The 26,590-nt window shown below is 30.5% G+C and carries 29 protein-coding genes and 3 tRNA genes; 3 read left to right on the forward strand and 29 right to left on the reverse strand.

The genetic code is table 11. The features are described from left to right. Window positions 1-81: 81 nt before the first annotated feature. The 4 genes from BUB01_RS20380 to BUB01_RS20395 form a co-directional block, all read right to left on the reverse strand. Window positions 82-157: transfer RNA gene (locus BUB01_RS20380), tRNA-Val, on the reverse strand. Between the two features lie 7 nt (window positions 158-164). Continuing rightward, window positions 165-249, reverse strand: a tRNA-Tyr gene (locus BUB01_RS20385). 6 nt (window positions 250-255) lie between these two features. Beyond that, a tRNA-Thr gene (locus BUB01_RS20390) sits at window positions 256-330 on the reverse strand. A 194-nt stretch (window positions 331-524) separates the two neighbouring features. Continuing rightward, the gene (locus BUB01_RS20395; RefSeq protein WP_072992853.1) at window positions 525-1,172 is read right to left on the reverse strand and encodes a hypothetical protein; all 648 of its coding nucleotides are present in this window, start codon (window positions 1,170-1,172) and stop codon (window positions 525-527) included. 106 nt (window positions 1,173-1,278) lie between these two features. Here BUB01_RS20395 and yyaC point away from each other — a divergent pair, with 106 nt between their 5' ends. Further along, complete coding sequence (gene yyaC / locus BUB01_RS20400) at window positions 1,279-1,815, forward strand: spore protease YyaC (RefSeq protein WP_072992856.1); 537 nt, start codon at window positions 1,279-1,281, stop codon at window positions 1,813-1,815. A gap of 82 nt (window positions 1,816-1,897) precedes the next feature. Here yyaC and mreB read toward each other — a convergent pair whose 3' ends face one another. The 25 genes from mreB to BUB01_RS20525 form a co-directional block, all read right to left on the reverse strand. Beyond that, a complete protein-coding gene (mreB, locus tag BUB01_RS20405) occupies window positions 1,898-2,935 on the reverse strand; it encodes a rod shape-determining protein (RefSeq protein ID WP_072992859.1) in 1,038 nt (345 codons plus the stop codon). A gap of 84 nt (window positions 2,936-3,019) precedes the next feature. Beyond that, window positions 3,020-3,274, reverse strand: coding sequence for a sporulation transcriptional regulator SpoIIID (gene spoIIID / locus BUB01_RS20410; protein ID WP_072992862.1), 255 nt, complete (start codon window positions 3,272-3,274; stop codon window positions 3,020-3,022). Between the two features lie 125 nt (window positions 3,275-3,399). Further along, window positions 3,400-4,125: a M23 family metallopeptidase gene (locus tag BUB01_RS20415; protein ID WP_072992864.1), complete on the reverse strand. Its 726-nt coding sequence runs from the start codon at window positions 4,123-4,125 to the stop codon at window positions 3,400-3,402. Window positions 4,126-4,372: 247 nt separating this feature from the next. Further along, window positions 4,373-5,410: a stage II sporulation protein D gene (spoIID, locus tag BUB01_RS20420; protein WP_072992868.1), complete on the reverse strand. Its 1,038-nt coding sequence runs from the start codon at window positions 5,408-5,410 to the stop codon at window positions 4,373-4,375. Window positions 5,411-5,540: 130 nt separating this feature from the next. Continuing rightward, window positions 5,541-6,800 (reverse strand): UDP-N-acetylglucosamine 1-carboxyvinyltransferase, encoded by a 1,260-nt coding sequence (murA, locus tag BUB01_RS20425; protein WP_072992871.1) that lies wholly within the window; start codon window positions 6,798-6,800, stop codon window positions 5,541-5,543. Window positions 6,801-6,821: 21 nt separating this feature from the next. Further along, the gene (locus BUB01_RS20430; RefSeq protein ID WP_072992874.1) at window positions 6,822-7,484 is read right to left on the reverse strand and encodes a YwmB family TATA-box binding protein; all 663 of its coding nucleotides are present in this window, start codon (window positions 7,482-7,484) and stop codon (window positions 6,822-6,824) included. A gap of 161 nt (window positions 7,485-7,645) precedes the next feature. Continuing rightward, window positions 7,646-8,044 carry an ATP synthase F1 subunit epsilon gene (gene atpC / locus BUB01_RS20435; RefSeq protein ID WP_072992877.1) on the reverse strand — a complete coding sequence of 133 codons (399 nt, stop codon included), beginning with the start codon at window positions 8,042-8,044 and terminating at the stop codon, window positions 7,646-7,648. A 19-nt stretch (window positions 8,045-8,063) separates the two neighbouring features. Further along, on the reverse strand, window positions 8,064-9,458 hold the full coding sequence (atpD, locus tag BUB01_RS20440; RefSeq protein ID WP_072992879.1) for a F0F1 ATP synthase subunit beta: 1,395 nt from the start codon (window positions 9,456-9,458) through the stop codon (window positions 8,064-8,066). 15 nt (window positions 9,459-9,473) lie between these two features. Then, a complete protein-coding gene (atpG, locus tag BUB01_RS20445; protein WP_072992881.1) occupies window positions 9,474-10,325 on the reverse strand; it encodes an ATP synthase F1 subunit gamma in 852 nt (283 codons plus the stop codon). 50 nt (window positions 10,326-10,375) lie between these two features. Continuing rightward, a complete protein-coding gene (gene atpA / locus BUB01_RS20450; RefSeq protein ID WP_072992884.1) occupies window positions 10,376-11,884 on the reverse strand; it encodes a F0F1 ATP synthase subunit alpha in 1,509 nt (502 codons plus the stop codon). A 10-nt stretch (window positions 11,885-11,894) separates the two neighbouring features. Further along, window positions 11,895-12,434 carry a F0F1 ATP synthase subunit delta gene (locus BUB01_RS20455; RefSeq protein ID WP_072992886.1) on the reverse strand — a complete coding sequence of 180 codons (540 nt, stop codon included), beginning with the start codon at window positions 12,432-12,434 and terminating at the stop codon, window positions 11,895-11,897. Between the two features lie 2 nt (window positions 12,435-12,436). After that, window positions 12,437-12,916 carry a F0F1 ATP synthase subunit B gene (locus tag BUB01_RS20460; protein ID WP_072992888.1) on the reverse strand — a complete coding sequence of 160 codons (480 nt, stop codon included), beginning with the start codon at window positions 12,914-12,916 and terminating at the stop codon, window positions 12,437-12,439. A gap of 66 nt (window positions 12,917-12,982) precedes the next feature. After that, window positions 12,983-13,201 carry an ATP synthase F0 subunit C gene (gene atpE, locus BUB01_RS20465; protein ID WP_072992890.1) on the reverse strand — a complete coding sequence of 73 codons (219 nt, stop codon included), beginning with the start codon at window positions 13,199-13,201 and terminating at the stop codon, window positions 12,983-12,985. 22 nt (window positions 13,202-13,223) lie between these two features. Then, a complete protein-coding gene (locus BUB01_RS20470; RefSeq protein WP_072992893.1) occupies window positions 13,224-13,904 on the reverse strand; it encodes a F0F1 ATP synthase subunit A in 681 nt (226 codons plus the stop codon). Beyond that, window positions 13,905-14,228, reverse strand: coding sequence for a hypothetical protein (locus BUB01_RS20475; RefSeq protein ID WP_072992897.1), 324 nt, complete (start codon window positions 14,226-14,228; stop codon window positions 13,905-13,907). A gap of 663 nt (window positions 14,229-14,891) precedes the next feature. Continuing rightward, window positions 14,892-16,070, reverse strand: coding sequence for an acetyl-CoA C-acetyltransferase (locus tag BUB01_RS20480; protein WP_072992900.1), 1,179 nt, complete (start codon window positions 16,068-16,070; stop codon window positions 14,892-14,894). Between the two features lie 357 nt (window positions 16,071-16,427). Beyond that, window positions 16,428-17,582, reverse strand: coding sequence for a non-hydrolyzing UDP-N-acetylglucosamine 2-epimerase (wecB, locus tag BUB01_RS20485; protein WP_072992903.1), 1,155 nt, complete (start codon window positions 17,580-17,582; stop codon window positions 16,428-16,430). A gap of 556 nt (window positions 17,583-18,138) precedes the next feature. Next, a complete protein-coding gene (gene upp / locus BUB01_RS20490; RefSeq protein WP_072992906.1) occupies window positions 18,139-18,768 on the reverse strand; it encodes a uracil phosphoribosyltransferase in 630 nt (209 codons plus the stop codon). 42 nt (window positions 18,769-18,810) lie between these two features. Next, window positions 18,811-19,260 carry a ribose 5-phosphate isomerase B gene (gene rpiB / locus BUB01_RS20495; RefSeq protein WP_072992909.1) on the reverse strand — a complete coding sequence of 150 codons (450 nt, stop codon included), beginning with the start codon at window positions 19,258-19,260 and terminating at the stop codon, window positions 18,811-18,813. A 48-nt stretch (window positions 19,261-19,308) separates the two neighbouring features. Beyond that, the gene (locus BUB01_RS20500; RefSeq protein ID WP_072992912.1) at window positions 19,309-19,509 is read right to left on the reverse strand and encodes a hypothetical protein; all 201 of its coding nucleotides are present in this window, start codon (window positions 19,507-19,509) and stop codon (window positions 19,309-19,311) included. 23 nt (window positions 19,510-19,532) lie between these two features. Then, complete coding sequence (locus tag BUB01_RS20505) at window positions 19,533-20,582, reverse strand: L-threonylcarbamoyladenylate synthase (RefSeq protein WP_072992915.1); 1,050 nt, start codon at window positions 20,580-20,582, stop codon at window positions 19,533-19,535. A 19-nt stretch (window positions 20,583-20,601) separates the two neighbouring features. Further along, a complete protein-coding gene (locus BUB01_RS20510) occupies window positions 20,602-21,189 on the reverse strand; it encodes a hypothetical protein (RefSeq protein WP_072992918.1) in 588 nt (195 codons plus the stop codon). An 84-nt stretch (window positions 21,190-21,273) separates the two neighbouring features. After that, window positions 21,274-22,356, reverse strand: a complete 1,083-nt coding sequence (gene prfA / locus BUB01_RS20515; protein WP_072992921.1) for a peptide chain release factor 1 — start codon at window positions 22,354-22,356, stop codon at window positions 21,274-21,276. Window positions 22,357-22,435: 79 nt separating this feature from the next. Next, entirely contained in the window at window positions 22,436-24,202 is a 1,767-nt protein-coding gene (gene prmC, locus BUB01_RS20520) for a peptide chain release factor N(5)-glutamine methyltransferase (protein WP_072992923.1), read from the reverse strand. 17 nt (window positions 24,203-24,219) lie between these two features. Continuing rightward, on the reverse strand, window positions 24,220-24,801 hold the full coding sequence (locus BUB01_RS20525) for a thymidine kinase (RefSeq protein ID WP_072992926.1): 582 nt from the start codon (window positions 24,799-24,801) through the stop codon (window positions 24,220-24,222). Window positions 24,802-24,983: 182 nt separating this feature from the next. Between BUB01_RS20525 and rpmE the strand changes: the two genes are divergently transcribed. Together rpmE and BUB01_RS20535 are read left to right on the forward strand one after the other, a co-directional pair. Then, on the forward strand, window positions 24,984-25,190 hold the full coding sequence (gene rpmE, locus BUB01_RS20530; protein ID WP_072992929.1) for a 50S ribosomal protein L31: 207 nt from the start codon (window positions 24,984-24,986) through the stop codon (window positions 25,188-25,190). A gap of 243 nt (window positions 25,191-25,433) precedes the next feature. Continuing rightward, window positions 25,434-26,540 (forward strand): MGDG synthase family glycosyltransferase, encoded by a 1,107-nt coding sequence (locus BUB01_RS20535; RefSeq protein ID WP_072992932.1) that lies wholly within the window; start codon window positions 25,434-25,436, stop codon window positions 26,538-26,540. Window positions 26,541-26,590: the final 50 nt, after the last annotated feature.

A 26,590-nucleotide genomic window follows, 5' to 3' on the forward strand; every position in this document is an offset into this window, starting at 1 on the left:
CTACAACCTGCTGATTACAAGTCAGCTGCTCTACCGTTGAGCCATGCCAGCATATTATTCATTTTTCATTAAAAAGTTAAATGGTGGAAACAACAGGGATCGAACCTGTGACCCTCTGCTTGTAAGGCAGATGCTCTCCCAGCTGAGCTATGCTTCCATTTTAATGGTGGAGGAGGACGGATTCGAACCATCGAAGCGAAACGCAACAGATTTACAGTCTGCCCCCTTTGGCCACTCGGGAACTCCTCCACATTATGGAGCTGGCAATAGGAATCGAACCTACAACCTGCTGATTACAAGTCAGCTGCTCTACCGTTGAGCCATGCCAGCATATTTAACTTTTGTTCAGTCATTTGTTCAGTCACTTGATTAAGCATCAACTGACAAGGATTAGTATATATGCATTCCAATATTATTTCAACCGTCTCTTGCAGCTTTTATAGCCTATTATAAGAGATTGTATTTAAAATTCTACATTTTTCTAGCTTTAACTATCTAATTCACCTAAGTGTTATATTGATTTATTATATTTCCTTCTCAATTGAATCTACATCTATATACGGTCTTAATATCTCCCTTACTTCCTTATAATCATCAATAGATAATCTACTTTTTAGTATTCTAAATATGTTCCTGGCAGAATTATATTCATCGCTACCTTCTAAATATTTCTTTATATTTCCGTAGTCAATCATAGATAATTTCTTAGTTATATTAAGCATTTTCATTTTTTCTTGGAATGATAGTTTATCCATTATAGTATTTTTATCAACTTTAAATACTGTTTTACTTTTCTCATTACCTACACTATCTGATTTTATATTATTTTCTTCCTTAATACTAGTACTATCTGCCTGTTGTGTAGATTTATTTTTATTTTCCTCATAATTACTTTCAATTTTGTTCTTTTCACTCTTTTCCTCTACATCATTCTTTTTGTTCAGCTTCTCTGTATTTTCTTCTGCTATTTTTTTATTTGCAGACTTAATCTTTTCTTGTTCTACTCTAACTTTTTCCTTTTTAATTTTATCTTGTTTTTGTTTTTCAGTTTCAATAACTTGTTTTATCTCATTTTCTTTATTTTGCTCTATATTTTTAGCTACTTTAATCATACAAAAAACTGTAATACCTGTACATAGAATTACTATTATGCTCATTAATTTTTTATTCACGTTCATCACCTCTATATAAAAACTATTGCCATATATTGTACCTTTTATACTTTTATTTAATATTTTTATAAGTCTATTCATATAAATTATTAAGGGGGGTGAATTTTTGAATAAAATTAAAGTACATTATAAAACTTCACTTGCGTATTATGAAATATCCTATTTTCTCAAAAACCATATAACCGAAAATACTATTATAATTTGTATTGGTACAGATAAGTGTATTGGAGATTGTTTGGGGCCATTAGTTGGAAGTATGTTAAAAGATAAGTTTTTCCCTCTTCCAGTCTTTGGAACTATAACAGAACCTATTCACGCCCTAAATTTAGATGAAAAACTTGCAGAAATAACGTCTAGATATCCTAATTCTTATGTTATAGGTATAGACGCCTGTCTTGGAGACCCAAAATCTATAGGTGAAATTCATACTAGGGATTATCCTATACATCCAGGTAAAGGAGTTGGAAAGACTCTACCCGATGTAGGTGATGTATCTATAATAGGTGTTGTTGATTCTTCTGATAATTCTGAGCTTTTCTCTAACAGAGCTATTAGACTTAATTTAATCATGGAGATGTCTAAGGTTATAGTAGATGGTATAATTCATTCTTATTATTTAAACAAAACATATGAACGGAAATAGTGACTTAAATATATTTATTCATTATTTTAAAATATGTATAAAGCAAAAACTAAAAGGATAGATTTCTCTACCCTTTTAGTTTTTATTTCTCAATTAATTGAACTTCCATATCTAGCATGCTCATATCTAGTTTTTCAAAGGCATTCAAAACCTTTCCAGTACCATTAGCTACACAAGAAACTGAATCCTCAGCTATATGTACAGCTATTCCAGTTTCAGATTCTATATACTTATCTAATCCATGAAGCAATGCTCCTCCACCAGTCATTAATATACCATTTTCTATAATGTCTGCTGCAAGTTCTGGAGGAGTTCTTTCAAGAACTGAGTGTACTGAATCAGCAATAATTCTTATTGGCTCTTGAAGCGCCATCCTTATCTCCTCTGTTGTTACATCAACTAAATCCGGTAATCCAGTGATTAGATTTCTCCCCTTTACAGGCATACTTAAATCTCTTAGCCCTTTAAAGGCAGACCCTATGGCTATCTTTAATTCTTCAGCGGTTCTATCACCTATCATTAATTTATACTTTGATCTAATATATCTAATTATAGCCTCATCAAATCTATCTCCTGCAACTTTTATCGATGATCTTACAACTACTCCTCCTAATGATATAACAGCAATATCAGCAGTTCCTCCACCAATATCAACTACCATAGATCCATTAGGTTGTGATATATCTAGTCCAGCGCCAATAGCTGCTGCCAATGGCTCCTCTATTAAATATACGGTTTTTGCTCCTGAATTTCTAGCCGCATCCATAACTGCTCTCTTTTCTACCTCAGTAGCTTGAGATGGAACACATACAAGGACCTTTGGTGCTGATATTCTCCTCTTGCCTACACCTTTTCTTATTAAATATTTAAGCATCTTCTCAGTAATATCGTAGTCTGAAATAACCCCATCTCTTAATGGACGCACAGCAACAATATTCCCTGGAGTTCTACCAATCATCTGTCTCGCTTCCTCACCAACAGCTAAAACTTTATTAGTATTTTTATCTATGGCAACAACAGACGGTTCCTTTAAAACCACACCCTTATCTTTTATATAAACTAACACAGTAGCAGTCCCTAAATCTATGCCCATGTCTGTTCCCATTCTCCAAAACCACATTCCAATCACTCCTATTTTTATAAAAATACACTTAAAACGATTATTTTTTACAAATTGCTCATTTTAATTATATATGGAATGCGCTTAACCTTCAATAACTTTATATTTTAATTTTGTAGCTTTTCCACCTCTTATATGTCTTTCTGCTTTATTTAAATCTAGTATATTCTTGGCTTCTTGTGCAATGGATGGATTTATCTTAGGTAATCTTTCTGTCATATCCTTATGGATTGTACTTTTACTAACACCAAAAACTTTGGCAGTCTTTCTTATTGTAGCCTTTGAATCTATGATATACTGTGCTACATCTAATACTCTTTCCTCAATGTAGTCCTTCAAAACGCTACCTCCTTAACTAGCTATATTTATTAATATGCTTTTATTATTCTTTAAATTACTGATTTATTTCTCCTCGGTGATTTTACTTTTTTTAAAATCACCGAGATTATTCACTTTTGTTTGTTTTATTTTTTTATCATTAATGATTGTATATAATTTTTAGGATTTTGTTCTTCATCCTTTGAGTTATAAATTTGGAACAATAAAAATTCTCCAAATAGTTCCTTGTCATAAATCTTTGCAGTATCTCCAACTTTACCAATTGGTTGCTTTTGTTTAACAGTATCTCCTACTTTCACCTTTAATTCAGGTGCTAAATTTCCATATACTGTTGATGATTGATCAGCATGTTTTATTTTTACATAATATCCTAAATCAAGATCATTCGAATCTCCAGCTTCTACAACTTTACCATCTGCAGCAGCATTAACATTTGTTCCAACCTTAGCTTCCAAGTTAACTCCATGAAGATTTCTCTTAGTTGTGCTATCTTTTTGTGTTATTACTGGAACAGTACTGTAAGCCTTTGAAATGGCTGCATTGTCTATTGGAGCTACAAATGTAACCTTAGCTATGTTTGATACTGACTTTGCCTTATCTGTAGTTTTAGCAGCATTGTCCTTAGTTTGATCCTTCTTAACAAGTGATGCATCTGGCACTTGTGTTTTTGGCATTTTATCAACTTCATTGATTTCTACAGACGCATCTGCAACTGGCGCCTTAGGTATAGGTTTGGTTATTTTCTTTGCAGTAAAAGCTGCTACTGTAGCAACAATACATAAGCAGATAAATAAAACTACATAAAAGCCATCTTTCTTAATAAACTTTTTAAACTTATTGTTCTTTTCCATATGAACACCTCCATTCAGTAGTCTGTCCTTAAATGGATAAATAATACATATAGATTTGAAATTTTTTTATCTTTTTTCTATTAATATTCGACATTTTACGCAAAAAGAAAGACACCAGTAAATCTATTCTCAGATAAACTGCTGTCTTTCTTAATTTAATCATTTTTCTAAATCCATAATAACTTACACAAACCTTAATAACCTAAACTTTACCTACTAAGTAAAAAAACTTTACAAGTTAACTTATCTATTGTCTTCCATTAAAGTTAACTTTATTTACATTCTGAATTTTACAACCACTAAAATAGTGTTCTAGTATTCCTTCATACTTCTCTCCATTTTTGGCTCTAACATTAGCCCCCCACTGACTCATACCAACATCATGTCCATATCCTAAAGCTGTCACTATTATATTCTTACCATTATAAGATATAGTAAAATTTGCTGAGTTTAAATCTAATAATTTTCTTACCTCTGTTCCCTTTAATATTTCTCCCCCTAATTTTATCTCCTTTACAGTTCCCCCTAAATTTCTACTTAATATATTTATCTGATTTTTATAATTTCCACTATTTAAATTCGCATTTTTATAATTCGAATTTATTATATTTAAAAATTCTTTTACCGAAAATGTTTTATCTATTTTATATTTTGGGGCTATTTCTTCTCCCTCGCTTTCTACTGATTTTAAATAAGGTATATCTTCTGAAAAAACAGCTATAGAATCCTCTGTTCGTCCTGAACTTACCGCAAAATACTGTGGATGCATTGCTAAATTTCCATCGTAACTAAGAACCATCCCCTCCGTTGCTTTTACAGCCTTACTTATTTTTTCATAATATTCATTCGCCTTTAATCCCCATGAGCTCATTCTTTCATTCTTAGGAGTAAAAACCTGACAGTGAGTTGTACTACATATTTCAGCACCATTTGCATTTTGACAATTATAAATTTTCCTAGTGAGAACAAAACTTCTAACTAAAATGCTTTGAGCCTTCAGTGCTTCTTCATCAAAATTTGCTGGCATTTCTGATGCCACACCAAGAGTCACATATTCTTCCAAACCCAAATTCATAATTTGACCTTTATAATTTACCTTTACATTATTTAAATTTAATTTAGATTTATCTATATATCCTTTTTCATTAGACGTCTTTATTTCATTACCATTCTCCAATTTTTTATCAGAAAGCTTCATTATCCCCACTGGTATTAAAAATATTAAGCATACGCCTAAAATATAAATAACTATATTTATAATGCCTTTATTAATTTTAAAATTCATAGTTTCCCCCTTTTAATTCTATACAGTTTATTTATATGGTTAATTTGACAACTATATTCTAAAAATTATGTAATGCATATAAAAGGCATTGAATTAAAATAAATTAATTCAATGCCTTTTTTAGAAGTCATTATACCCTCTCTATATCTGCACCTAATGCTCTCAATTTTTCTTCAATACACACATAACCTCTATCTATATGATAAATATCCCTTATCTCTGTATATTTATCTGCTACAAGCCCAGCAAGTATTAATGTTGCTCCTGCTCTTAGATCAGTAGCTTTAACATCACAACCTGTAAGCTTATTAACGCCTTCTATAAAAGCGGTTCTACCATCTACTTTTATCTTTGCTCCCATTCTGCAAAGCTCAGAAACATGCATGAATCTATTCTCAAATACTGTTTCTGTAATCATACTGTTACCAGTAGCTAAAGTTAAAAGAGCCATCATTTGTGATTGCATGTCTGTTGGAAAGCCTGGATAAGGTAAAGTCTTTATATCCACAGCTTTAACATTACATCTTCCATCTACTATTATACTATTTTCATCCTCTAAGTATTCAACTATAATTCCACATTCTTTTAGTTTCTCAATTATTGGTCTTAAATGTTCTTCATTAGCTCCTCTAATTTTTATTTTAGATCTTGATATAGCTGCAGCTATCATAAATGTTCCTGCTTCTATTCTATCATATATAGGTGTGTAGTTTGTTCCTTTTAATTCATCTACTCCATCTACTGTAATTTTTCCTGAACCAGCGCCATCAATTTTAGCCCCCATTGAATTTAGAAAATTCGCTAAGTCTGCTATCTCTGGTTCTTCTGCTGCATTTTCTATGATAGTTGTACCCTTAGCAAGTACTGAAGCCATTAAGATATTTTCAGTAGCTCCAACTGATGGAAAATCCAAATAAATTCTATCTCCTATAAGCCTTTTTGCTTTTGCTTCTACATACCCATGACCTATTTCAATATCTGCTCCTAATGCTTTAAAGCCTTTAAGATGAAGGTCTATAGGTCTGCTTCCAATGTTACATCCTCCTGGAAGGGAAAGCTTGAAACAGCCATGTCTTGATAACATAGGTCCCATAATTAAAAATGATGCTCTCATTTTTCTAATTAACTCGTCATTTGCATCCACAGGTTTAACTTCTTTGCTGTCTATGGTGATACTTAAGTCATTTTTATTTATTGATACATTAGACCCTAATTCATTTAAAACATCACAAATAACAGATACATCCTCTAATAGAGGTGCATTATTTATTGTTATTAATTCATTCCCTAAAATACTTGCCGCAATTATTGGTAGCACTGCATTTTTTGCAGAACTTATTTTAACATCACCTTTTAGTTCATTCCCACCTTTAACTATGATTTTCTCCATATTACCCTCCATAATATAATGTTAATATGTTGTAAAAATTATAGGCGTTCCTAATATTAGGTATTTACCACCACTATATTCGCTAATGGAATAATTCAACTTCAAGTTTTTATTATTTGAGGCAACTCCAGTTATTCCTGAATTTATGGGAATGCTGTTAAATTTTATAGCACCATTTTCAATTAGTTTTTCTTTTAGCATAGTATTAACATCACTTATTTGTTTTTCCGTCTTTAGTTTTCCCTTAACATAACTAAAATATTGTGGTTTTAAAGAAGTATCATCTACTAATTTGCCCAATTCTTTCTTCATATTGTAAATATTAATGTGTTTTGTGTTTTGAATCATTTCAATTTCTATATTAGTACCTTGTCCTTCATCAGAAGCTAATATTTTTATCCTCTTATCGTCTTTTTCTATATTGTCATTATAATAAACTACATCATTTTCTTTTTTAAGTTTAGCTTCTAAAAAATTTTCATTATAATTTTTTAATATTTTTTTTAACTCTTCATTTATTGGTTTATTGCTTGTATACTTAATTTTGACTCCATTTTCTTGAACTTCAGACAAATTAGTAAATACTTTTTTATAAAGATCTGTTTCTTCTTCCCCTTCTCTAGTACATATACCTGAAGAAAAGAGAATTAGAATCAATGAAATAAAAATCATACTTTTATTCATATTATCCCCTCCCTCTTTTCTTCATTATTGTCCAAAAAAATTTTTTTATTCAGGAGGAATTTTATAGTTTTTATTTAATATACTATTAATATATCCATTTTTAGTAAAAATGTGATTAAAACAAAAAAGTAGAAGGTCCAACTGTATTGGACCTCCTACTTTTATTTTTGAACATATTTAAGTCTTGTCATAGCTCTCGCTAAGGCTAGTTCTGCTCTTTTAACATCCGTATCCTTATTATGAGACAATCTTTCCTTAGATCTCTCCATGGCCTTTTGTGCTCTTTCAACATCAATTTCTTCAGAATGTTCTGCTGAATCTACACAGAAAGTTAACTGTTGATCTTTAAAATTCAAAACACCTTGTGAAGTGAAAAGAGTTAATATATCCCCCTTTTCATCTTCAAGAGTTGTTATAGCTGGTACTGTGCTTGTAATAAAATCTGCGTGATTTGAAAGTATTTCAAATTCTCCATAAGAGTTAACAGTTTTTAATTTTTTTGCATTACCAGAATATACTTCCTTTTCAGGTGTAATTATGGTTAGCTTGAATATACTCATTTCAAATCTCCCCTTTTAATTACTGCTCCATTTTTTTAGCTTTTTCAATTGCTTCTTCAATACTACCTACAAATATGAATGCTGATTCTGGAAGGCTATCATGTTTTCCTTCTAGAATTTCTTTGAAGCCTCTTATTGTTTCTTTTACTGGTACATATTTACCTTGCATACCTGTAAATTGTTCAGCAACTGTAAATGGTTGAGAAAGGAATCTTTGAACTCTTCTAGCTCTTCCAACTATAAGTTTATCTTCTTCAGAAAGCTCATCAACACCTAGAATTGCGATTATATCTTGTAATTCTTTGTATCTTTCAAGTATGTGCTTAACTTTTGAAGCAACTTCATAATGCTCTTCACCAACTATTCTTGGATCTAATATTCTTGAAGTAGAATCTAGTGGATCTACCGCTGGATATATACCAAGTTCAGCTATACCTCTTGATAAAACTGTTGTTGCATCAAGATGAGAGAATGTTGTAGCTGGAGCTGGGTCAGTTAAGTCATCCGCAGGAACATAAACTGCTTGAACTGATGTTATAGAACCATTAGTAGTAGAAGTAATTCTTTCTTGTAATGCTCCCATTTCAGTTGCAAGTGTTGGTTGGTAACCAACTGCTGAAGGTATTCTACCTAATAGGGCCGAAACCTCTGAACCTGCTTGTGTAAATCTGAATATATTATCTATAAATAATAAAACGTCTTGACCTTTGTCTCTGAAGTATTCTGCCATTGTAAGACCAGTTAATGCAACTCTCATTCTAGCACCAGGTGGTTCGTTCATTTGTCCGAAAACTAATGCAGTTTTGTTTATAACCCCTGAATCCTTCATTTCATGGTAAAGATCATTACCTTCTCTTGATCTTTCTCCAACACCTGTAAATACTGATAATCCACCGTGTTGTTTTGCTATATTGTTTATAAGCTCTTGGATAAGAACTGTTTTACCAACACCAGCTCCTCCAAATAGACCTATTTTTCCTCCTCTTTGATAAGGAGCTATAAGGTCTATAACTTTAATTCCTGTTTCAAACATTTCAGGTTCGACTGATTGTTCTTCGAATGTTGGTGCTGGTCTGTGAATTGGATAAGTTTCTTCACTATTTGCATCACCTTCATTATCTATAGTCTTACCTAAAACATTGAATAATCTTCCTAAAACTGCTTCTCCTACTGGAACTGATATAGGCAATCCTGTATCTACTGCATCAAGACCTCTTCTTAGTCCTTCTGTTGCTTCCATAGCTATAGTTCTAACTATATCATCCCCTACATGTTGCTCAACTTCACATACAAGAGTACGATCGCCCATATTTATGTGAATAGCGTTATATATATTAGGAAGTTCGTCTGTATTAAATTTTATGTCAACTACTGGTCCAATTACTTGAACAACTTTACCTATAGTACCTGGCATCAAAATACCTCCTTACTATTTTTGCGCTTCTGCTCCACCTACAATTTCTGATATTTCTTGGGTAATAGCGCTTTGTCTTATTCTATTATACTTAGTTGTTAATCTATCTAAGATGTCATCTGCATTCTTTGTCGCACCGTCCATGGCTTGCATCCTAGCACTTTGCTCACTTGATTTAGAATTAATCATAGCATTTAGAACCTTACCTTTTAGGTATACTTCCATACCTTGGTCAAATACAGTTTCTATATCTGGTTCTATAGTATAATTTAAATTTTGTTTTCCCTCTTTAATTTCAAAAGGAAGTAGTTTATCTACTCTTACTTCTTGTTTTACAGTGGTTATGAATTCAGTGTAAACTACATTTACTTCTGAAACTTCACCAGCTTTAAACTTTCTTATAGCATGCTCTGTAATAGTTCTAGCATCTCTTATAGTTGGCACATCAGCTATATCTACATATTCAGCAACAGTATCAAAACCACGCTTTTTAACATAAGGTATACCTTTTTGTCCTACTACCATAACTAGATTATTTAATTTATCATCAGAAAAATTATTATTTAAGTAAGCAACAACGTTACTATTAAAGCCTCCACATAGACCTGAATCTGACGTTAAGACTATGAATAGCTTTTGTTCACTATTGTTTCCCTTTATATAAACACTTTCCTTAAAATCACCTAAAGCAGTCATAAGTTCATCTGTAACATATGATAAACTATTATAATACCTGTTATTAACATCAAGTTCTCTTCTTACTTTTCTCAGTTTAGAAGTGGCAACAAGCCCCATGGCTTTTGTTATTTTCTTAGTATTTTGTATACTTTTCATTCTTCTTTTAATTTCAATAAGTCCAGATCCCATATACTCCACCTCCTAATCCTAAAGGATTGCATAGCTTGTAAAAGCTATGCTTAAATTAAGAAAATTTTCTTAAATTCTACTAGGGCCTCTTCAAGAGATGCTTTAATTTCATCAGTTAAAGTTTTACCTTCTTGAAGATTCTTTCTTAGGTCTCTATGGTGAGTATCTACGTATTCTAAGAACTCAACTTGGAATTTCTTAAGATCATTTACCTTTACATCTGATAAGAAATCATTTACTGCTGCATAAAGAATGATTACTTGACTTTCAACATTCATAGGTGAATATTGATCTTGCTTTAATATTTCAATTAGTCTCTTACCTTTTTCAAGTCTTCTTTGAGTATCTTTATCAAGGTCAGAACCAAATTGAGCAAAAGCTGCAAGTTCTCTGTATTGAGCAAGTTCTAGTCTTAATGTACCAGATACTTGTTTCATTGCTTTAATTTGAGCATTACCACCAACTCTTGATACAGATATACCAGCATTAACAGCAGGTCTTTGACCAGCGTTAAATAATTCTGATTCTAGGAATATCTGACCATCTGTTATAGATATAACATTTGTTGGTATATAAGCTGTAACGTCTCCTGCTAGAGTTTCTACTATTGGAAGTGCAGTTAATGAACCTCCGCCATTCTCAGCTGAAAGCTTTGCAGCTCTTTCAAGAAGTCTTGAATGGATGTAGAATACATCTCCAGGATAAGCTTCTCTGCCTGGTGGTCTCCTAAGTAATAGTGACATTGTTCTATAAGCAACCGCATGCTTCGATAAATCATCATATATGATAAGAACATCTTTACCTTTGTGCATGAAGTATTCACCCATTGAACAACCAGCATATGGTGCCATGTATTGAAGTGGTGCTGTGTCTGCAGCTGTTGCTGCTACAATTGTTGTATAATCCATAGCTCCCATTTCAGTTAATGTATTATATATATGTGCAACTGTAGATTGTTTTTGTCCTATAGCTACATAGATGCAAATAACATCTTTACCTTTTTGATTAATAATTGTATCTATACCTATAGCAGTTTTACCTGTTTGTCTGTCTCCAATTATTAATTCTCTTTGTCCCCTACCAATAGGAATCATTGAGTCAATTGCTTTTATACCTGTTTGTAAAGGTTGATTAACTGAACTTCTGTCTATTATGCTAGGTGCTGGGACTTCTATTGGTCTATATCCATCATTGTTTATAGGACCCTTTCCGTCTATTGGCATACCTAATGCATTTACAACTCTACCTATAACAGCATCTCCTACTGGAACTTCAACAATCTTGCCTGTTCTTTTTACTACGTCTCCTTCTTTTATACCTTTTTCAGAGCCTAGTAAAACACAACCAACATTGTCTTGTTCAAGGTTTAGAGCCATGCCATATATATTGTTAGGGAATTCTAAAAGTTCCCCTCCCATACATTCATCTAAGCCATAAACTCTAGCAACACCATCACCCACTTGGATAATAGTACCAGAATCTACAGTTTTTATTTGTTTTTCGTATTTTTCTATTTCACTTTTGATTATAGAAGTAATTTCTTCTGGTTTTATATTCATGGTCTCACCTCTATTCTTTTCTAAGCATTAAGGCTTTCATTTCATCAAGTTTAGATATGATAGTTCCATCTATAACATCATTTCCAACCCTAACGTATAGTCCACCAATGATACTCTTGTCAATTTCATAGTTTAAAATGACCTTTTTATTATACTTCTTTTCTAACTTTGAAGTTAATCTTTGTGACTCATCTTCCGTTAATGGAATAACACTTTTAATATGAGCTAATAAAGTATTGTTCTTTTCTAAATGGATTTTCTCCATTTGAACTAAAATTTCTCTCAAATTAAGAATTCTATCTTTTTCAACTAATATTAGTAAGAAGGATAGTAATCCTGCATCTATCTTTCCTTCAAATATAGTTTTTAAAGTATCCTTCTTTTTACCTGTACTTATTTGAGGGTGCTTTATAACTTCATAAAAATCTTCATTTCCAGAAATTAAATCACATATAGTTTTAAGATCTTGGATATACTCATCTACTTTATTTTTACTTTCTGCTACTTCATAAAGTGCAAGAGCATATCTTTTGTCTAAATATTCATACATACTTAGACACCTACCTTATCAATGAAGTCATTTATTAGTCTCCTATGATTTTCTTCATCAATAGATTGTTCAAGAGCTTTACCTGAAAGTAACACGGCTAAATCAACAGCTTGAGTCTTTAATTCATACTCTGCTTTTTGCTTTTCCCTAGCAATTTCAAGTTTTGCTCTTTCCATAATAGTTTCTGCTTCTTTGTGAGCATCATCTACTATTTCATTATATACAGCATCAGCTTTTTTCTTCTTAGCTTCGGTAATTTTTTTACCTTCTTCTTTAGCTGATTTTAGAATTGTTTCATTTTCTATTCTAAGTCTTCTTGCTTTTTCAGCGTCTTCATCAGCCTTTGCAATAGTACCTTCTATTAAGTCTTCTCTTTCTTGTAAAACATTTTGTATTTTATCCCAAAAAAAGTGCTTCAATACAAGTATTATTATTGCAAAGTTAATAAGAGTAGCAATTAATGTACTTAACTGAAATTCCATATACTATTCATAGCCTCCCTTCGGAGTCAATTAACTCAACTCGTAGTTAGTATTTAACAATTAGAACTATTTAACAAATAAAATTATTATTGCTACTATTAAACCATAAATAGCTGTTGCTTCTGAAAGACCAGCACCTATGATTAACGCAGATTGAATCTTACCTGCTGCTTCCGGTTGTCTAGCAATAGCTTCTGTTGCTTTTCCTGTTGCTATACCTATTCCTACTCCTGCTCCAATACCTGCTAATACAGCTATACCAGCTGCTAAAACTCCTAAATCCATAATAAAATTCCTCCTATTTCTTTTAATGTTCTGATATTAATTTAATATTTATAATAGTAAGCATAGTAAATACAATCATCTGGATTCCTCCATCAAACATATCAAAATAACCATGTACTATTATTGGCGCACCAACCTTGAATATAACTCCAAAATGTCCTAAAGCTTCATAAACTAATTCTACAAGAATGGTTGCTGCTAACATGTTACCAAAAAGTCTCAGTGCAAGTGATACTGGAAGAACAACTCTTTCCATTATATTAAGTGGTAACATAGGTATGAATGGTTCAGCATAACCTTTTAGGTAATGTCCAAAGCCATTTCTTTTAATTGCAGTTCCATTAACAACCAAAAATGATGATATTGCTAATGCTACTGTAACACTTAAATTTTTTGTTGGTGGCGCAACACCAACAAGCCCAGTAAAGTTCATAGTTAAAAGGAAAATCATTAAAGAACCAACATAAGGAATAAAATTCCTAAAGGATTCTCCCATATTACCTTCAACTAAATCTGCAACTGTAGTATAAAAAAGTTCTAATGCAGATTGCTTTTTGTCTGGAATCTTCTTCAAGTTTCTAGTTAATAAATAGGATATTATTCCTAAAATCAAAATTATAACCCATTGAACTATGATATCTCTACCAATGTCTATAGGTATACTTCCAATCTTAAAAGAAAATATAGGCTCAAATTTTTCCACCTAATCACTTCCTTTCTCTTTGCTAAACCAATAAATCACGAGTGATATGTAATGAAAAACTAAAGCTGTTATAAATAACATAAGATTTAATGGTTCTTTAGCATAATAAATAGCTATTATACTTACAAGCGCTAGTCTTGCTATATAGCCTATGAACACTACAATACTTGATTTATTTTGTGAAAACATCCTACTAGTAATAAATCCACTAGTAGTAAAATTTATTGAGGAAATCAACACTCCAACTAAAAATGCTAAACCTGCACTAAAATTCAGCAAAATCATAATTAGTAATGCTAATAAACTACCTACAATCAAATTCACTTTAAAAACTCCATAGACTAACCTCGAAACACATTTCTCCACTTTTTCACCTACTTACTACAGCTATGTTGTTATTATATCCTCATATATTTTTTTTATAAAATTCCATATTTCTGAAAATACTATATAAAACATTGAAAATTTTCATTTATCTTGAATATTATGCTAAATGCTTCCGTTATCTACGCTTCTTATTGCTTTTCTTTCAAAATAATTCTTGAGAACATAAAACTTTCATTTTTCTGAATATTACATTTTATAAGAAAATTCATTAAAATTCATTGATATCATTTACATTAACCTTTTTTTTACATTAAATTACTTATATATATTAATTCTATATAATATTTCGTATGAAAATTAATTTTATAATAATCACCCCTTAACTACTGTATTTATCTATATCTACTTAATTGAATTAAGTAGATTTTAAATATTCAAAAAAATTTTCAGATATTTAATTATATTTCACTTTGCTTTTTAGACAATAGTATTTTTCTCTTATAAATTTATAAATATTCTATAATATTTTAATTTTTTTCATAAAAATATGACATATAAATTATTTATAAGCCATCAAATAATAAACGTTATTATTTGATTTCGATTTTTACTTTTTTTTACTCTATATATAAAAAAGAGGCTTAGAGCCTCTTTTTTCCATTATCTTTCTACTATTAAAGCAGTTCCCATGCCTCCACCTATACATAAAGTTGCTAATCCTTTTTTAGCATCTCTCTTTTCCATTTCATGAAGTAATGAAACTAATATTCTTGCACCTGAAGCTCCAACTGGGTGTCCTAATGCTATAGCTCCACCATTTACATTTACTTTTTCCATATCAAATTCTAAATCTTTAGCAACAGCTAAACTTTGAGAAGCAAAAGCTTCATTTGCTTCTATTAAATCTAAATCTTTAATAGTTAAGCCAGTTCCTTCTAAAGCTTTTTTAGTTGCATGGAATGGTCCATATCCCATTATTGTTGGATCTAAACCTTTTGAACCATAAGAAACTATTTTAGCAAGTGGTGTAATACCTAGTTCTTTAGCTTTTTCAGCACTCATAATAACTAAAGCTGCTGCTCCATCATTTATTCCTGAAGCATTACCAGCTGTAACTGTTCCATCTTTCTTAAATGCTGGTCTTAATTTAGCAAGACTCTCAGTTGTTGTTCCGAATCTTGGGAATTCATCAGTATCAAATACTTTTGGTTCTCCCTTTCTTTGAGGTATAACTACTGGAACTATTTCATCTTTAAATTTACCTTCTTTTATTGCTCTTTCTGCTTTTTGTTGAGATGCAGCTGAGAAAGCATCTTGAGCCTCTCTAGTAATACCCCATTGTTCTGCTATATTTTCAGCTGTTATTCCCATATGAATGTTATTAAATGCATCCCATAAAGCATCATTAATCATTGAATCAACCATTTTTCCATCGCCCATTCTTTGACCAAATCTTGCAGTCTTTAATAAATATGGACCTTGTGACATATTTTCCATACCACCAGCTACTATAACATCAGCATCTCCAGCTTTTATTATAGATGCAGCCAAAGATACTGCTCTTAAACCTGAACCACAAACTTTGTTTAGAGTCATAGCTGATACTTCTAATGGTAATCCAGCTTTTACAGCCGCTTGTCTTGCAACATTTTGTCCAAGCCCTGCTTGAATAACATTACCCATTAAAACTTCATCAACTAATTCTGGTTTTACTCCTGCTTTATTAACAGCTTCTTTAATAACTAAAGCTCCTAAATCTGTTGCTGCAACATCCTTTAATGCTCCACCAAATGTACCAATAGCAGTTCTAACTGCACTTGCAATAACTACTTCTCTCATCTTGTAGCCCTCCTCAATATATATAATTAATTTTAAAAATTAATAATCTTTAGACATTTTTATTATACCCAACATTTACTTATTAATCAAGAATTTTTGTTAAAAAAACTACAAAGTTAATAATTTATTTTTTTCTATTTTTCGATATTAAATTTCTTTTTTCTTTTATATGTAAATTTAAATGTTACCAATGGTTAATAGAGGTAATTCTTATGTTAAATTATGTACAAACATTTTCTTCAAAAAATGACTATACTTTAAAGTATTGATAGGGATTTATTTTCAATGCTAAATAAATTTATTTTTCTTATATAAAAAAAGAGTAACTTTCAATATATTAAAAGCTACTCTTTATATTTATTTTATTTTAAACTCTTCAAATTCTTTGTCTGAAATCCCAAAATATTTTTCTATAGCATCAACTATTCTTATAGATGCCTTTCCATCTCCATATGGATTTATAGATTTGCTCATCTTTATATATTCCTCATTATTCTTTATTAACTTATTAGCTTCAGTCACTATCTTATTAACATCTGTTCCAACAAGTTTAACAGTTCCAGCAGCAACAGCTTCTGGCCTTTCTGTAACATCCCTAAGTACAAGTACAGGCTTTCCTAAATGAGGTGCTTCTTCCTGTAATCCACCTGAATCAGTCATAACCATAAAGCATTTATTCATTAAGTTATGTGTTTCTTTTGTATCTTGTGGTGGAAGTAAATGAATCCTAGATCTATTTCCTAATTTCTTATCCACAACATCTTTAACCACTGGGTTTAAATGAACTAAATAAACTAATTCTACATCATCGTTTTCTTCTACTATTTTATTTAAAGCATCGCAAATATTATCTATTCCTTCGCCCCAATTTTCCCTTCTATGAGCAGTTATCATGATAACCTTTTTATGTTCAAAATCTATCTCATTTAATTCAGTTGTTTCAAATATATAATTAGATTTCACGGTATGTTCCATGGCATCAATTACTGTATTACCAGTAACTTTTATATCATTTTCATTTACACCTTCTCTTAAAAGATTATTCTTTGAACCTATTGTAGGCGCAAAATGTAAATCAGCTAAAGCTCCTGTAAGCTTTCTATTCATTTCCTCTGGAAAAGGGAAATATTTATCAAAAGTTCTAAGCCCAGCTTCCACATGACCAACTCTTATTTGTTGATAAAAAGCAGCAAGTCCTCCTGCAAATGTAGTTGTAGTATCTCCATGTACAAGTATCATATCTGGTTTTTCAGTTGTAAATACCTCTTCAAGACCTTCAAGAACCTTATTAGTTATTCCAGTTAAAGTTTGTCTTGTCTTCATTATATTTAAATCAAAATCAGGCTTTATTTCAAATAAATCTAAAACTTGGTCTAACATTTCCCTATGTTGAGCAGTTACACAAACCTTTGATTCAATACCTTCTCTTTTTTCTAACTCTTTTACTAACGGTGCCATCTTTATAGCTTCTGGCCTTGTTCCAAATATGGTTAATACCTTTATCTTTTCCACTATTTTTCCCTCCAAAGTCAATATTATTTAATTTATCTTTACAATGAACTTTATACTCCGTAAGTTCTAGTGCAAACCTATTTAAAATTACATATTTTTTAAAACACTACTTTTTATTATATCTATTTAAATTATCTTTTGCAAAGTTTTCTTCTTTTAGTCCCCAAAATTCCACAATAAAGGTATGTTTATATAAAAATTCAACATTAACATAATATTCATTTCAAGTATTCGTTAAAATTTTAACCTTATCCCACTTATTTTTTTATACCTTTATTGTTATTAATTGCACACTATATTTATATTGCAATTTTAAATCTACATTTATATTAGTACATTACTAAACATAAAATAAAGATATCGTGAATTTAACTTGTAAAGAACATATTAAAACATATATCCAAACAAAGCCCATTTAAATTTTCAACCTTTGTGTATTTTATACAAATTTCAATACTGAACTAAAATTTTTTCTACTCAAAAGCAAGAAAGATGCTAAAATTAGCATCTTTCAAATACAATATGTTAATCTTAAAAACTTAGTTAAAACTGCTTCCTATTTTGTTCCAAACAGTCTGTCACCAGCATCACCAAGTCCTGGTACAATGTAGCCTTTTTCATTTAGTTTTTCGTCTATTGATGCAACATATATATCAACATCAGGATGAGCATCACTTACCATTTTAATTCCTTCTGGAGAAGATATTAAGCAAACAAGTCTTAAATTCTTAGCTCCTCTTTTCTTTAATATAGTAAGTGCATCAGCAGCAGAACCTCCAGTAGCTAACATTGGATCTACAACTATTACATCTCTCTCAGCTATATCTTGAGGCATTTTACAAAAATATTCTACTGGTTGTAGAGTTTCTTCATCTCTATATAATCCAACATGACCAACCTTAGCAGCTGGTATAAGTTTAAGCATACCATCAACCATTCCAAGTCCTGCTCTTAATATAGGTACTATTGCCATTTTCTTTCCTGATAACATTTTACATGTAGTTTTGCATATAGGAGTTTCTATCTCTACATCCTCCATTTGAAGATCTCTAGTCACTTCATAAGCCATAAGCATTGAAACTTCTTCTACAAGTTCTCTAAAATCCTTTGAACCCGTATTCTTATCTCTTATAAAAGCTAGTTTGTGTAATATAAGTGGATGTCCTATTTGTGTTACTTTACTCATTATAAAATCCTCCTAGAATTAAATTAATTTATATAATATTTTTTACTTGCTATATTTTTTTTCTATCTCAGAAATTTTGTTTATTCTTTGAATGTGTCTTCCACCTTCAAACTCTGTATTAAGGAAAGTATCAACTATATCCAAAGCAAGACCAATTCCTACAGTTCTTTCTCCCATAGTAAGTATATTAGCATCATTATGTTCTCTTGTAGCATGAGCACTAAAAGTATCTGAGCATAATGCCGCTCTTACTCCAGGCACTTTATTTGCAGCTATAGATATTCCTATTCCTGTACCACAAATAAGTATTCCTTTTTCTTGTTCTTTACTTGCTACTGCTTCTGCAACCTTAATAGCTATATCAGGATAATCACAAGATTCTTCTGAATACGTTCCGTAGTCTACATATTCTATCCCTTTTTCCTGTAAATACTTAATAACTTCATTCTTAAGTCTTAAACCGCCATGATCACATCCAATTGCAATTTTCATGTTGCACCTACCTCCTATTGTTTAAAAATTTATAAAAAAAAGAAGACACTAATAGCATTTAAAAATGCTAATATCTTCTTTTAATTCTAATAGATTATTTAATAATAATGATAAATATGTCTTTGAATCTATAAAAGACACAAACACATTAGAAATATATGAATAAACTAAAGTATTTATAAAGCTAAATGAAGAGTTTATAACTAAATCTCTTTTATTATTTCTTACACAAATAAATAATCTATCCATACTATTCCCTCCCAAAAAAATTACTATACATATATTATATCATAAGCCGCAGCTTTTTTTAACCTATTCATAATAGCGATACCTAAGCCCACTTCTTCAAAGCCCTCACTTATTATTATATCAACTCCTAAATCATCTAAAGCTCTTAAACTTTCAAAAAGATTAGGTGTTATAGTATTTAAAGCTTCTCTTTTACCTAGCACTATCACTTCACCTTTATTATAGCACTCTCTTGTTTCATAACTTGCCATAATACCTACTTTAAGTCCTGCGTCTATGTAATTATGCACTATTTCATTTATTTTTTCAACCATTTTTTTTGTTTCACCTGAAACTATTCTAACTTTTGCCTTCGGAGCATAGTGTCTATACTTCATTCCAGGGGCCTTTGGCTTGAAATCTCCCTCTACTTTATTCATAACGGCTTTATCTATATATATATCATTATTATACTTTTTTAACATTTCTAATGTTATTCCACCTGGTCTTAATATACATGGTGGATTGCAAGTAACATCTAAAATAGTTGACTCCACACCTACATTACTTTTTTCTCCTCCAATTATACAATCAACTCTACCAGTTAAATCCTGTACACATCTAAATACATCTGTTGGACTAGGCCTTCCTGATATATTGGCTGATGGAGCTGCTATTGGTGTTTTAGCTTCTTCTATAAGTTTTAGCGCTATAGGATCATTAGGCATTCTTATGCCTATTGTATCTAAATTAGCTAAAGTAACATTTGGAACTAAATCTTTTTTATTTAATATTAAGGTTAAAGGCCCTGGCCAAAGGTCTCTTATTAAATCTTTTGCAATCTGAGGTATATCTTTTGCCAAATAATCTATTTCCTTATTTGCTACATGTACAATCAATGGATTATCTTGAGGCCTTCCCTTTGCTATAAATATTTTTTTTACAGCTTCTTCATTTAATGCATCTGCTCCTAATCCATATACAGTTTCAGTCGGAAAAGCTACAGTTCCACCATTTTTTATAACATTTGCCCCTTCTTTGATGTAATCTAAGTTTTTTTCTATATCTTCTACTATAAAAACTTTAGTTTCCACACTATCCCTTCTTTCAAAGCTAGATTTCTTTTTGACATCTAGCTATTTTTATATTCTCTATTGCTTTACTTGTATAAGTAGCCTTTACACAATTTCTATATATATCATTCAAAAGATTGTATTTATTTAAAGCACCTTTTTTTATAATCATATATGTATATTTTGAATCTGGATATCTTATTTTTATTTTTTTATATTCTTCTGCTGCTAATGGATGTTTTTTAAAAAAGCTTTTTGTTATAGGCCTTAACTTATCACCCCTTAATTTTAAAGAAGTAACTATAACTATTTCCATATCCTCTAACTTTTTTTCTGTATGCACTAAAACAACCTTATCACATAAAAGCAAAATCTCTTCTCCAAACCATCCAAGTTTCATTTTTAATTTATTATTGCTACAACTATATTTAAGTTTAACATTGTTAGATATCAAAAATAAACTTACTACAATAAGAACTTCTACAAATACTAAATATATAATAATAAACATAGATGTATTGCCAGTTAACAAAGCTGCTACAGGTAAAATAAAAAACAAGGCCCACATTATTGTGTAAAACATTTTATAATTTTTATTTTGCTTAACTATAGCTTTTTTTATATTCATTCTTTTCCCACTTTCTATAAGAGCTCTTGTATAAAATTCTAGTTATAAAGCCCTACATTTTCATGTAAGGCTTTATAGTTATTATTAAAATTCTGTGTTTCCCATAGCTTTCATTTTTTCAGCTTGGTCTTCTGTAATTAAAGCATTAATCATTTCTGTAATATCACCATTCATAAATGTTTCAAGCTTATATAAAGTAAGACCTATTCTATGATCTGTAACTCTTCCTTGTGGATAATTGTAAGTTCTTATTCTTTCACTTCTATCACCACTACCAACTTGGCTTTTTCTATCTTCAGCAATTCCAGCTGCTCTTTCTGCTTCTGCTTGCTCATATAATCTTGATCTTAATATTTTCATAGCTTTTTCTTTGTTTTTAAGCTGTGATTTTTCATCTTGACATGAAACTACAAGCCCTGAAGGAATATGAGTTATTCTTACAGCTGAATCGGTAGTATTAACACATTGACCACCATTACCTGACGCTCTAAATACATCTATTCTTATATCTTTATCATTTATTTCTATTTCAACATCATCAACTTCCGGTAATACTGCAACTGTAGCTGTTGAGGTATGAATTCTACCTGAACTTTCTGTATCTGGAACTCTTTGAACTCTGTGAACTCCACTTTCATACTTAAGCTTTGAATAAGCTCCATCACCCTTAATCATAAATACAACTTCTTTGAAGCCTCCGATATCAGTTTCATTTAAGCTCATAAGCTCAACTTTCCATCTTTGAGTTTCAGCATATCTTGTGTACATTCTAAATAAGTTATAAGCAAATAGAGCTGCTTCATCTCCACCTGCTCCTCCTCTTATTTCTACAAATACGTTTTTATCATCGTTAGGATCTTTAGGTAATAATAATATTTGAAGTTCCTTTTCAAGCTCTATTTCTCTTGCAGATAAATCCTTAAGATCTTCTTGAATCATATCCTTCATATCCCTATCAGTTTCAACCTGAAGCATTTCCTTATTAGCTTCTATTTCATCTCTTACTCCGGTATATTCTCTATATTTATTTACCATAATTTCAAGATCAGCATGCTCTTTACATAACTTTCTCCATTCATTTTGGTTTGCCATAATTGATGGATCACTTATTTTTACAGAAATCTCATCATATTTGTTTTCAATGAATTGTAATCTATCTAATATCATCTTATCACTCCGTACTATTAAATTTCATATTTTAGTATTATATCATAATCTTTAATCAAATTACAACTTAGTGTTTAAGCTACAAACCATCATTAGGCAAATTACCAATTACAACTCTATCTAAGCCTGCAAGGTCTTTAACTATTCTTAGGTTTTGATATCCCCTATCCTCCATAAGTCTTTTGACATCCTCTCCTTGATCATGGCCTATTTCAAAAGCCAACATTCCACCTGGTTTTAAAACTTCAACTGATTCATCTACTATTCTTCTATAAAAAACAAGACCATCCTCCCCACCACTTAGCGCAACATAAGGTTCATAATCTTTAACATCATCCATAAGAGTAGGTATAACTTCATCTCTTATATAAGGTGGATTAGATACTATAATATCGTATTTTTTATTTTCTTCTATAGCTTCTTTAAGTAAATCACTAAATATAAATTCCACTCTATCAGAAAGTTTTAATTTTGTAATATTTATATTAGAAACTTCTTCTGGTATTTTTTCAATATCTAAAAGATTAACTTTAATTTTTTTTCTAAAACTAGCTAAGGCTATTCCTATAGCTCCACTACCCGAACACAAATCACATATCTCCATCTCTTTATCTTCAGGTATTTTAGATAATACTTCCTCAACTAGAACTTCAGTATCTGGTCTAGGTATCAGAACCCCATTTTTAATAGTTAGATTAATCCCCATAAATTCAGTTTCTTCTAATATATACTTCATAGGCATTTTACTTTTTCTTAATTTAATAAGTTCTTTGAACTTATTTTCTTCTTCTTTATCTACTTCAAAATCCCTATTAGTTATTATCCACAATTTTTCCTTTTTTAAAACATTTCCTAATAATAATTGGGTATCTAAATTAAAACTTTCTATTAAAGCTTTTTTCAATTCATCATTTCCATACTTTAAAAGCTCATCTACAGTCTTCTTCGGCATTTCCAACCCCTCCGCTTTAAGAAGTGCTACTATAGCAACCTCTATTTGTGAGTCATCAGGCTCCCTTGTTGTTAATTCTTGTAATTTAAGCCCTGGTTTTGCTATTAATTCTGCAAGCTTTCCTTCTGATGCTCCAACCCATTTTATTATCTCATAAGTTATTCCTGCGACTACTGGAAGTAAAATAATTCTAAGTCCTATTCTTTGAACTACAGAATCCCACTTGGTAAAAGAAAACACAAGTATACTAACCATAGCTACTAAAAACAAAAAATTAGTTCCACATCTAGGATGAAATCTTTTATACTTTTTAACATTATCAACCTTTAACTTCTCACCATGCTCATAGCAAAAAATAGTTTTATGCTCTGCTCCATGATATTGAAATACTCTATTTATATCTTCAAGTTTTCCTATAGCATACATATATCCCAAAAGCATAATAACACTTAAAGCACCTTCTACTATATTTAGTATAATATGAGATATTCCTTTACCTTTTAATAATGAAGTGACTGCTGTTGGAATAGCTACAAAAATACCAATTGCAAAAATTAGCGATATAACAAAGGTAATGCCCATTATAATATCATTACTTTTATCTCCAAATTTTCCCCTAAGCCAATCCTCAAATTTTGATGGTTCTGTATCCTCAAATATTGAGGCCGAATAATTTAAAGATTCCACACCTACTATTAAAGACTCAATTAATGTTACAAAACCCCTTATTATTGGTAGAGATAATATTTTATGCTTTTTTGTATATGGTACTGTATTTTTAAAATCTACTTCTATTTCACCATCTTCATTTCTAACTGCTGTGGCTATTCCCATTGAACCACGCATCATAACCCCTTCTAAAACTGCCTGACCACCAACTTGGCATTTTTTCATTCTTCTATCCCCTTTATTTATTTCTTATCACCATATTTATATTCATAATAACATTTTCCACATAAAGATTCATATTCAACATTATCTATATGGTCAATAGCTATTTGTTCACCTTCAAAAACATATTTACCATTTATTTTTCTTCCATTCAATATACCTTTTCTTCCACAAGTACATATTGTTTTCATCTCTTCAATGCTATGTGCTATTAAAAGAAGTCTTGAACTGCCCTCAAAACCATTCATTTGAAAATCTGTCCTTAACCCATAGCATATAACAGGAATATCCTTAACTATTGCTACTTTAAACAATTGGTCTATATGTTCCGATTTTAGAAACTGTACCTCATCTACTAATATACAGCTAACATCTTTTAACCCATCAACTATATCAAATATGTTGTCCTCTTTTTTTATAAGAAAATCTACTTTTCTTTCAACTCCAAGTCTTGAAACTAACTTATCTCCACCTTTTTTATCGGTAGCAGGCTTTATAACAACAACATTCATGCCTCTTTCTTCATAATTATATGCAACTTGCATTAAATGTGTTGACTTTCCAGAATTCATAGCTCCATATCTAAAATATAATTTACTCATGTTAGTTTCTCCTTTAATTAAAATCGCAATATTAATTATAACATTAAAGCTTATGTCTAAAAAGGCTTTTTAAAAATTTCCAGAGCTTCCTCATAAATTAAAATCTATTGACGATTTATAGCTATCATGTTATACTTTTAAAGTCTGTTAGACACTTTTAAAAACTGAAAGAGGTGAAATAAATGAGAGAAGGCATACATCCAGAATATAACCATGAAGCGTTAGTTAAGTGTGCATGTGGAAATACTTTTACAACAGGTTCTGTTAAAAACGAACTTAAAGTAGAAATATGCTCTAAATGCCACCCATTCTTCACTGGAAAACAAAAAATCGTTGACGTTGGCGGTAGAGTTGACAAATTCAACAAGAGATTTAACCTTAATAAGTAATCAATTATGGGAAAGACATTGTCTTTCCCATTTTTGTTCCTTAAGCTCGTATTTTGAAAAAACTAATATTTAACAAATATAAACTTATTTTTATGCATCTAATTAATTGAGATTTTGTCGTGTATCATATTCAAAACCATATTATTCCATAATTATATGCATATTAATATAAAACTCTTTACATAAATGTAAAAGATGATAAACTAAGTATGTATAATTAAAAAAGTAAAGTGAGTGAAATACATGAAAAAGGTATTGATATTAACTACATCAACAGGACAAGGACATAATCAAGCTGCTAATTCTTTATGTTACACTTTTTCACAAAATGGATATGAAGTTGAAAAATTAGACTTTTTATATAATAATAGTAAGTTTTTAAATAATACTATAGTAGGTGGATACGAGGTTGCTGCAACTAAATTACCCCATATTTATGGTTTATTTTACGCACTTACAAATGTAAAATATATGAATGCACTTTTATCAGTCCCATTTTATATAACTGATAAAAAAATGTTAGCTTTCATTAATAATATTAAGCCAGATATAATAGTTGGAACTCATCCTCTAACAGTAAATATTATATCAAATTTAAAGAAAAAAGGTCTTATAAAAATACCTTTTGTATCAATAGTAACAGATTTTAAAGCCCACTACACATACATTTCAAAACAAGTTGATTCATATGTAACTGCAAGTAGTTTTACAAAAAATCATCTTATTTCTAGAGGTATTGACGCAAATAAAATCTTTGATTTTGGTATACCTATAAAACAAGATTTCTTTATTAAAGATGAAGAAATCAGTGCAACAAAAGATAATGATTATTTTAATATACTTCTTATGAGTGGTAGTATGGGACTTGATAATATCTCCTTAGTTTTAAAAGAACTTATCAAAAATCCTAACAAACTTAGAATAACAGTTGTATGCGGTAACAATAACCATTTAAAACAAAACTTACTTAATAAATATGGACATCCAATCAAGGATAAAAAAATCCACATTTTAGGTTTTACTAATGATGTCTCTGCTTTAATGGATTATTCTGATGTTATAATTTCTAAGCCAGGTGGACTTACTTCAACAGAAGCAATAGTAAAAAATTTACCACTTATAATTCCATTTGCTATCCCCGGCCAAGAAACTGAAAATACAGAGTTTCTTACTGAAAAAGGCTGTGCAATTTATGTAAAACACATAAGAAATATAAATCTTGAACTTAACGAATTAATATATAACCCTCATTTATTAATTAAAATGAGAAACAATCTGAAAAATATAGCTAAAAACTATTCAATTAATGGCATAGTAAATATATCTAACGAACTTTTGAATAAGAAATAAAAAATACAGAGGAATTAGCTTTATCCTCTGTATTTTTATTATTTATTCTT

The organism is Clostridium cavendishii DSM 21758 (assembly GCF_900141845.1).
Lineage (GTDB): Bacteria > Bacillota > Clostridia > Clostridiales > Clostridiaceae > Clostridium_AG > Clostridium_AG cavendishii.

Bases quoted from the DNA above. Each gene is read 5' to 3' on its own strand.
- BUB01_RS20455 (WP_072992886.1), bottom strand. From the start codon at position 12,434: ATGTATGAATATTTAGACAAAAGATATGCTCTTGCACTTTATGAAGTA.
- atpE (WP_072992890.1), bottom strand. From the start codon at position 13,201: ATGGATTTAGGAGTTTTAGCAGCTGGTATAGCTGTATTAGCAGGTATT.
- atpG (WP_072992881.1), bottom strand. From the start codon at position 10,325: ATGGGATCTGGACTTATTGAAATTAAAAGAAGAATGAAAAGTATACAA.
- spoIID (WP_072992868.1), bottom strand. From the start codon at position 5,410: ATGAATTTTAAAATTAATAAAGGCATTATAAATATAGTTATTTATATT.
- prmC (WP_072992923.1), bottom strand. From the start codon at position 24,202: ATGAAAAAATGCCAAGTTGGTGGTCAGGCAGTTTTAGAAGGGGTTATG.
- BUB01_RS20415 (WP_072992864.1), bottom strand. From the start codon at position 4,125: ATGGAAAAGAACAATAAGTTTAAAAAGTTTATTAAGAAAGATGGCTTT.
- BUB01_RS20510 (WP_072992918.1), bottom strand. From the start codon at position 21,189: ATGAATATAAAAAAAGCTATAGTTAAGCAAAATAAAAATTATAAAATG.
- BUB01_RS20480 (WP_072992900.1), bottom strand. From the start codon at position 16,070: ATGAGAGAAGTAGTTATTGCAAGTGCAGTTAGAACTGCTATTGGTACA.
- rpmE (WP_072992929.1), top strand. From the start codon at position 24,984: ATGAGAGAAGGCATACATCCAGAATATAACCATGAAGCGTTAGTTAAG.
- atpD (WP_072992879.1), bottom strand. From the start codon at position 9,458: ATGCCAGGTACTATAGGTAAAGTTGTTCAAGTAATTGGACCAGTAGTT.
- rpiB (WP_072992909.1), bottom strand. From the start codon at position 19,260: ATGAAAATTGCAATTGGATGTGATCATGGCGGTTTAAGACTTAAGAAT.
- prfA (WP_072992921.1), bottom strand. From the start codon at position 22,356: ATGATATTAGATAGATTACAATTCATTGAAAACAAATATGATGAGATT.
- atpA (WP_072992884.1), bottom strand. From the start codon at position 11,884: ATGAATATAAAACCAGAAGAAATTACTTCTATAATCAAAAGTGAAATA.
- upp (WP_072992906.1), bottom strand. From the start codon at position 18,768: ATGAGTAAAGTAACACAAATAGGACATCCACTTATATTACACAAACTA.
- atpC (WP_072992877.1), bottom strand. From the start codon at position 8,044: ATGAGTATATTCAAGCTAACCATAATTACACCTGAAAAGGAAGTATAT.
- murA (WP_072992871.1), bottom strand. From the start codon at position 6,800: ATGGAGAAAATCATAGTTAAAGGTGGGAATGAACTAAAAGGTGATGTT.
- BUB01_RS20535 (WP_072992932.1), top strand. From the start codon at position 25,434: ATGAAAAAGGTATTGATATTAACTACATCAACAGGACAAGGACATAAT.
- BUB01_RS20500 (WP_072992912.1), bottom strand. From the start codon at position 19,509: ATGGATAGATTATTTATTTGTGTAAGAAATAATAAAAGAGATTTAGTT.
- BUB01_RS20525 (WP_072992926.1), bottom strand. From the start codon at position 24,801: ATGAGTAAATTATATTTTAGATATGGAGCTATGAATTCTGGAAAGTCA.
- BUB01_RS20430 (WP_072992874.1), bottom strand. From the start codon at position 7,484: ATGAATAAAAGTATGATTTTTATTTCATTGATTCTAATTCTCTTTTCT.
- BUB01_RS20460 (WP_072992888.1), bottom strand. From the start codon at position 12,916: ATGGAATTTCAGTTAAGTACATTAATTGCTACTCTTATTAACTTTGCA.
- mreB (WP_072992859.1), bottom strand. From the start codon at position 2,935: ATGTGGTTTTGGAGAATGGGAACAGACATGGGCATAGATTTAGGGACT.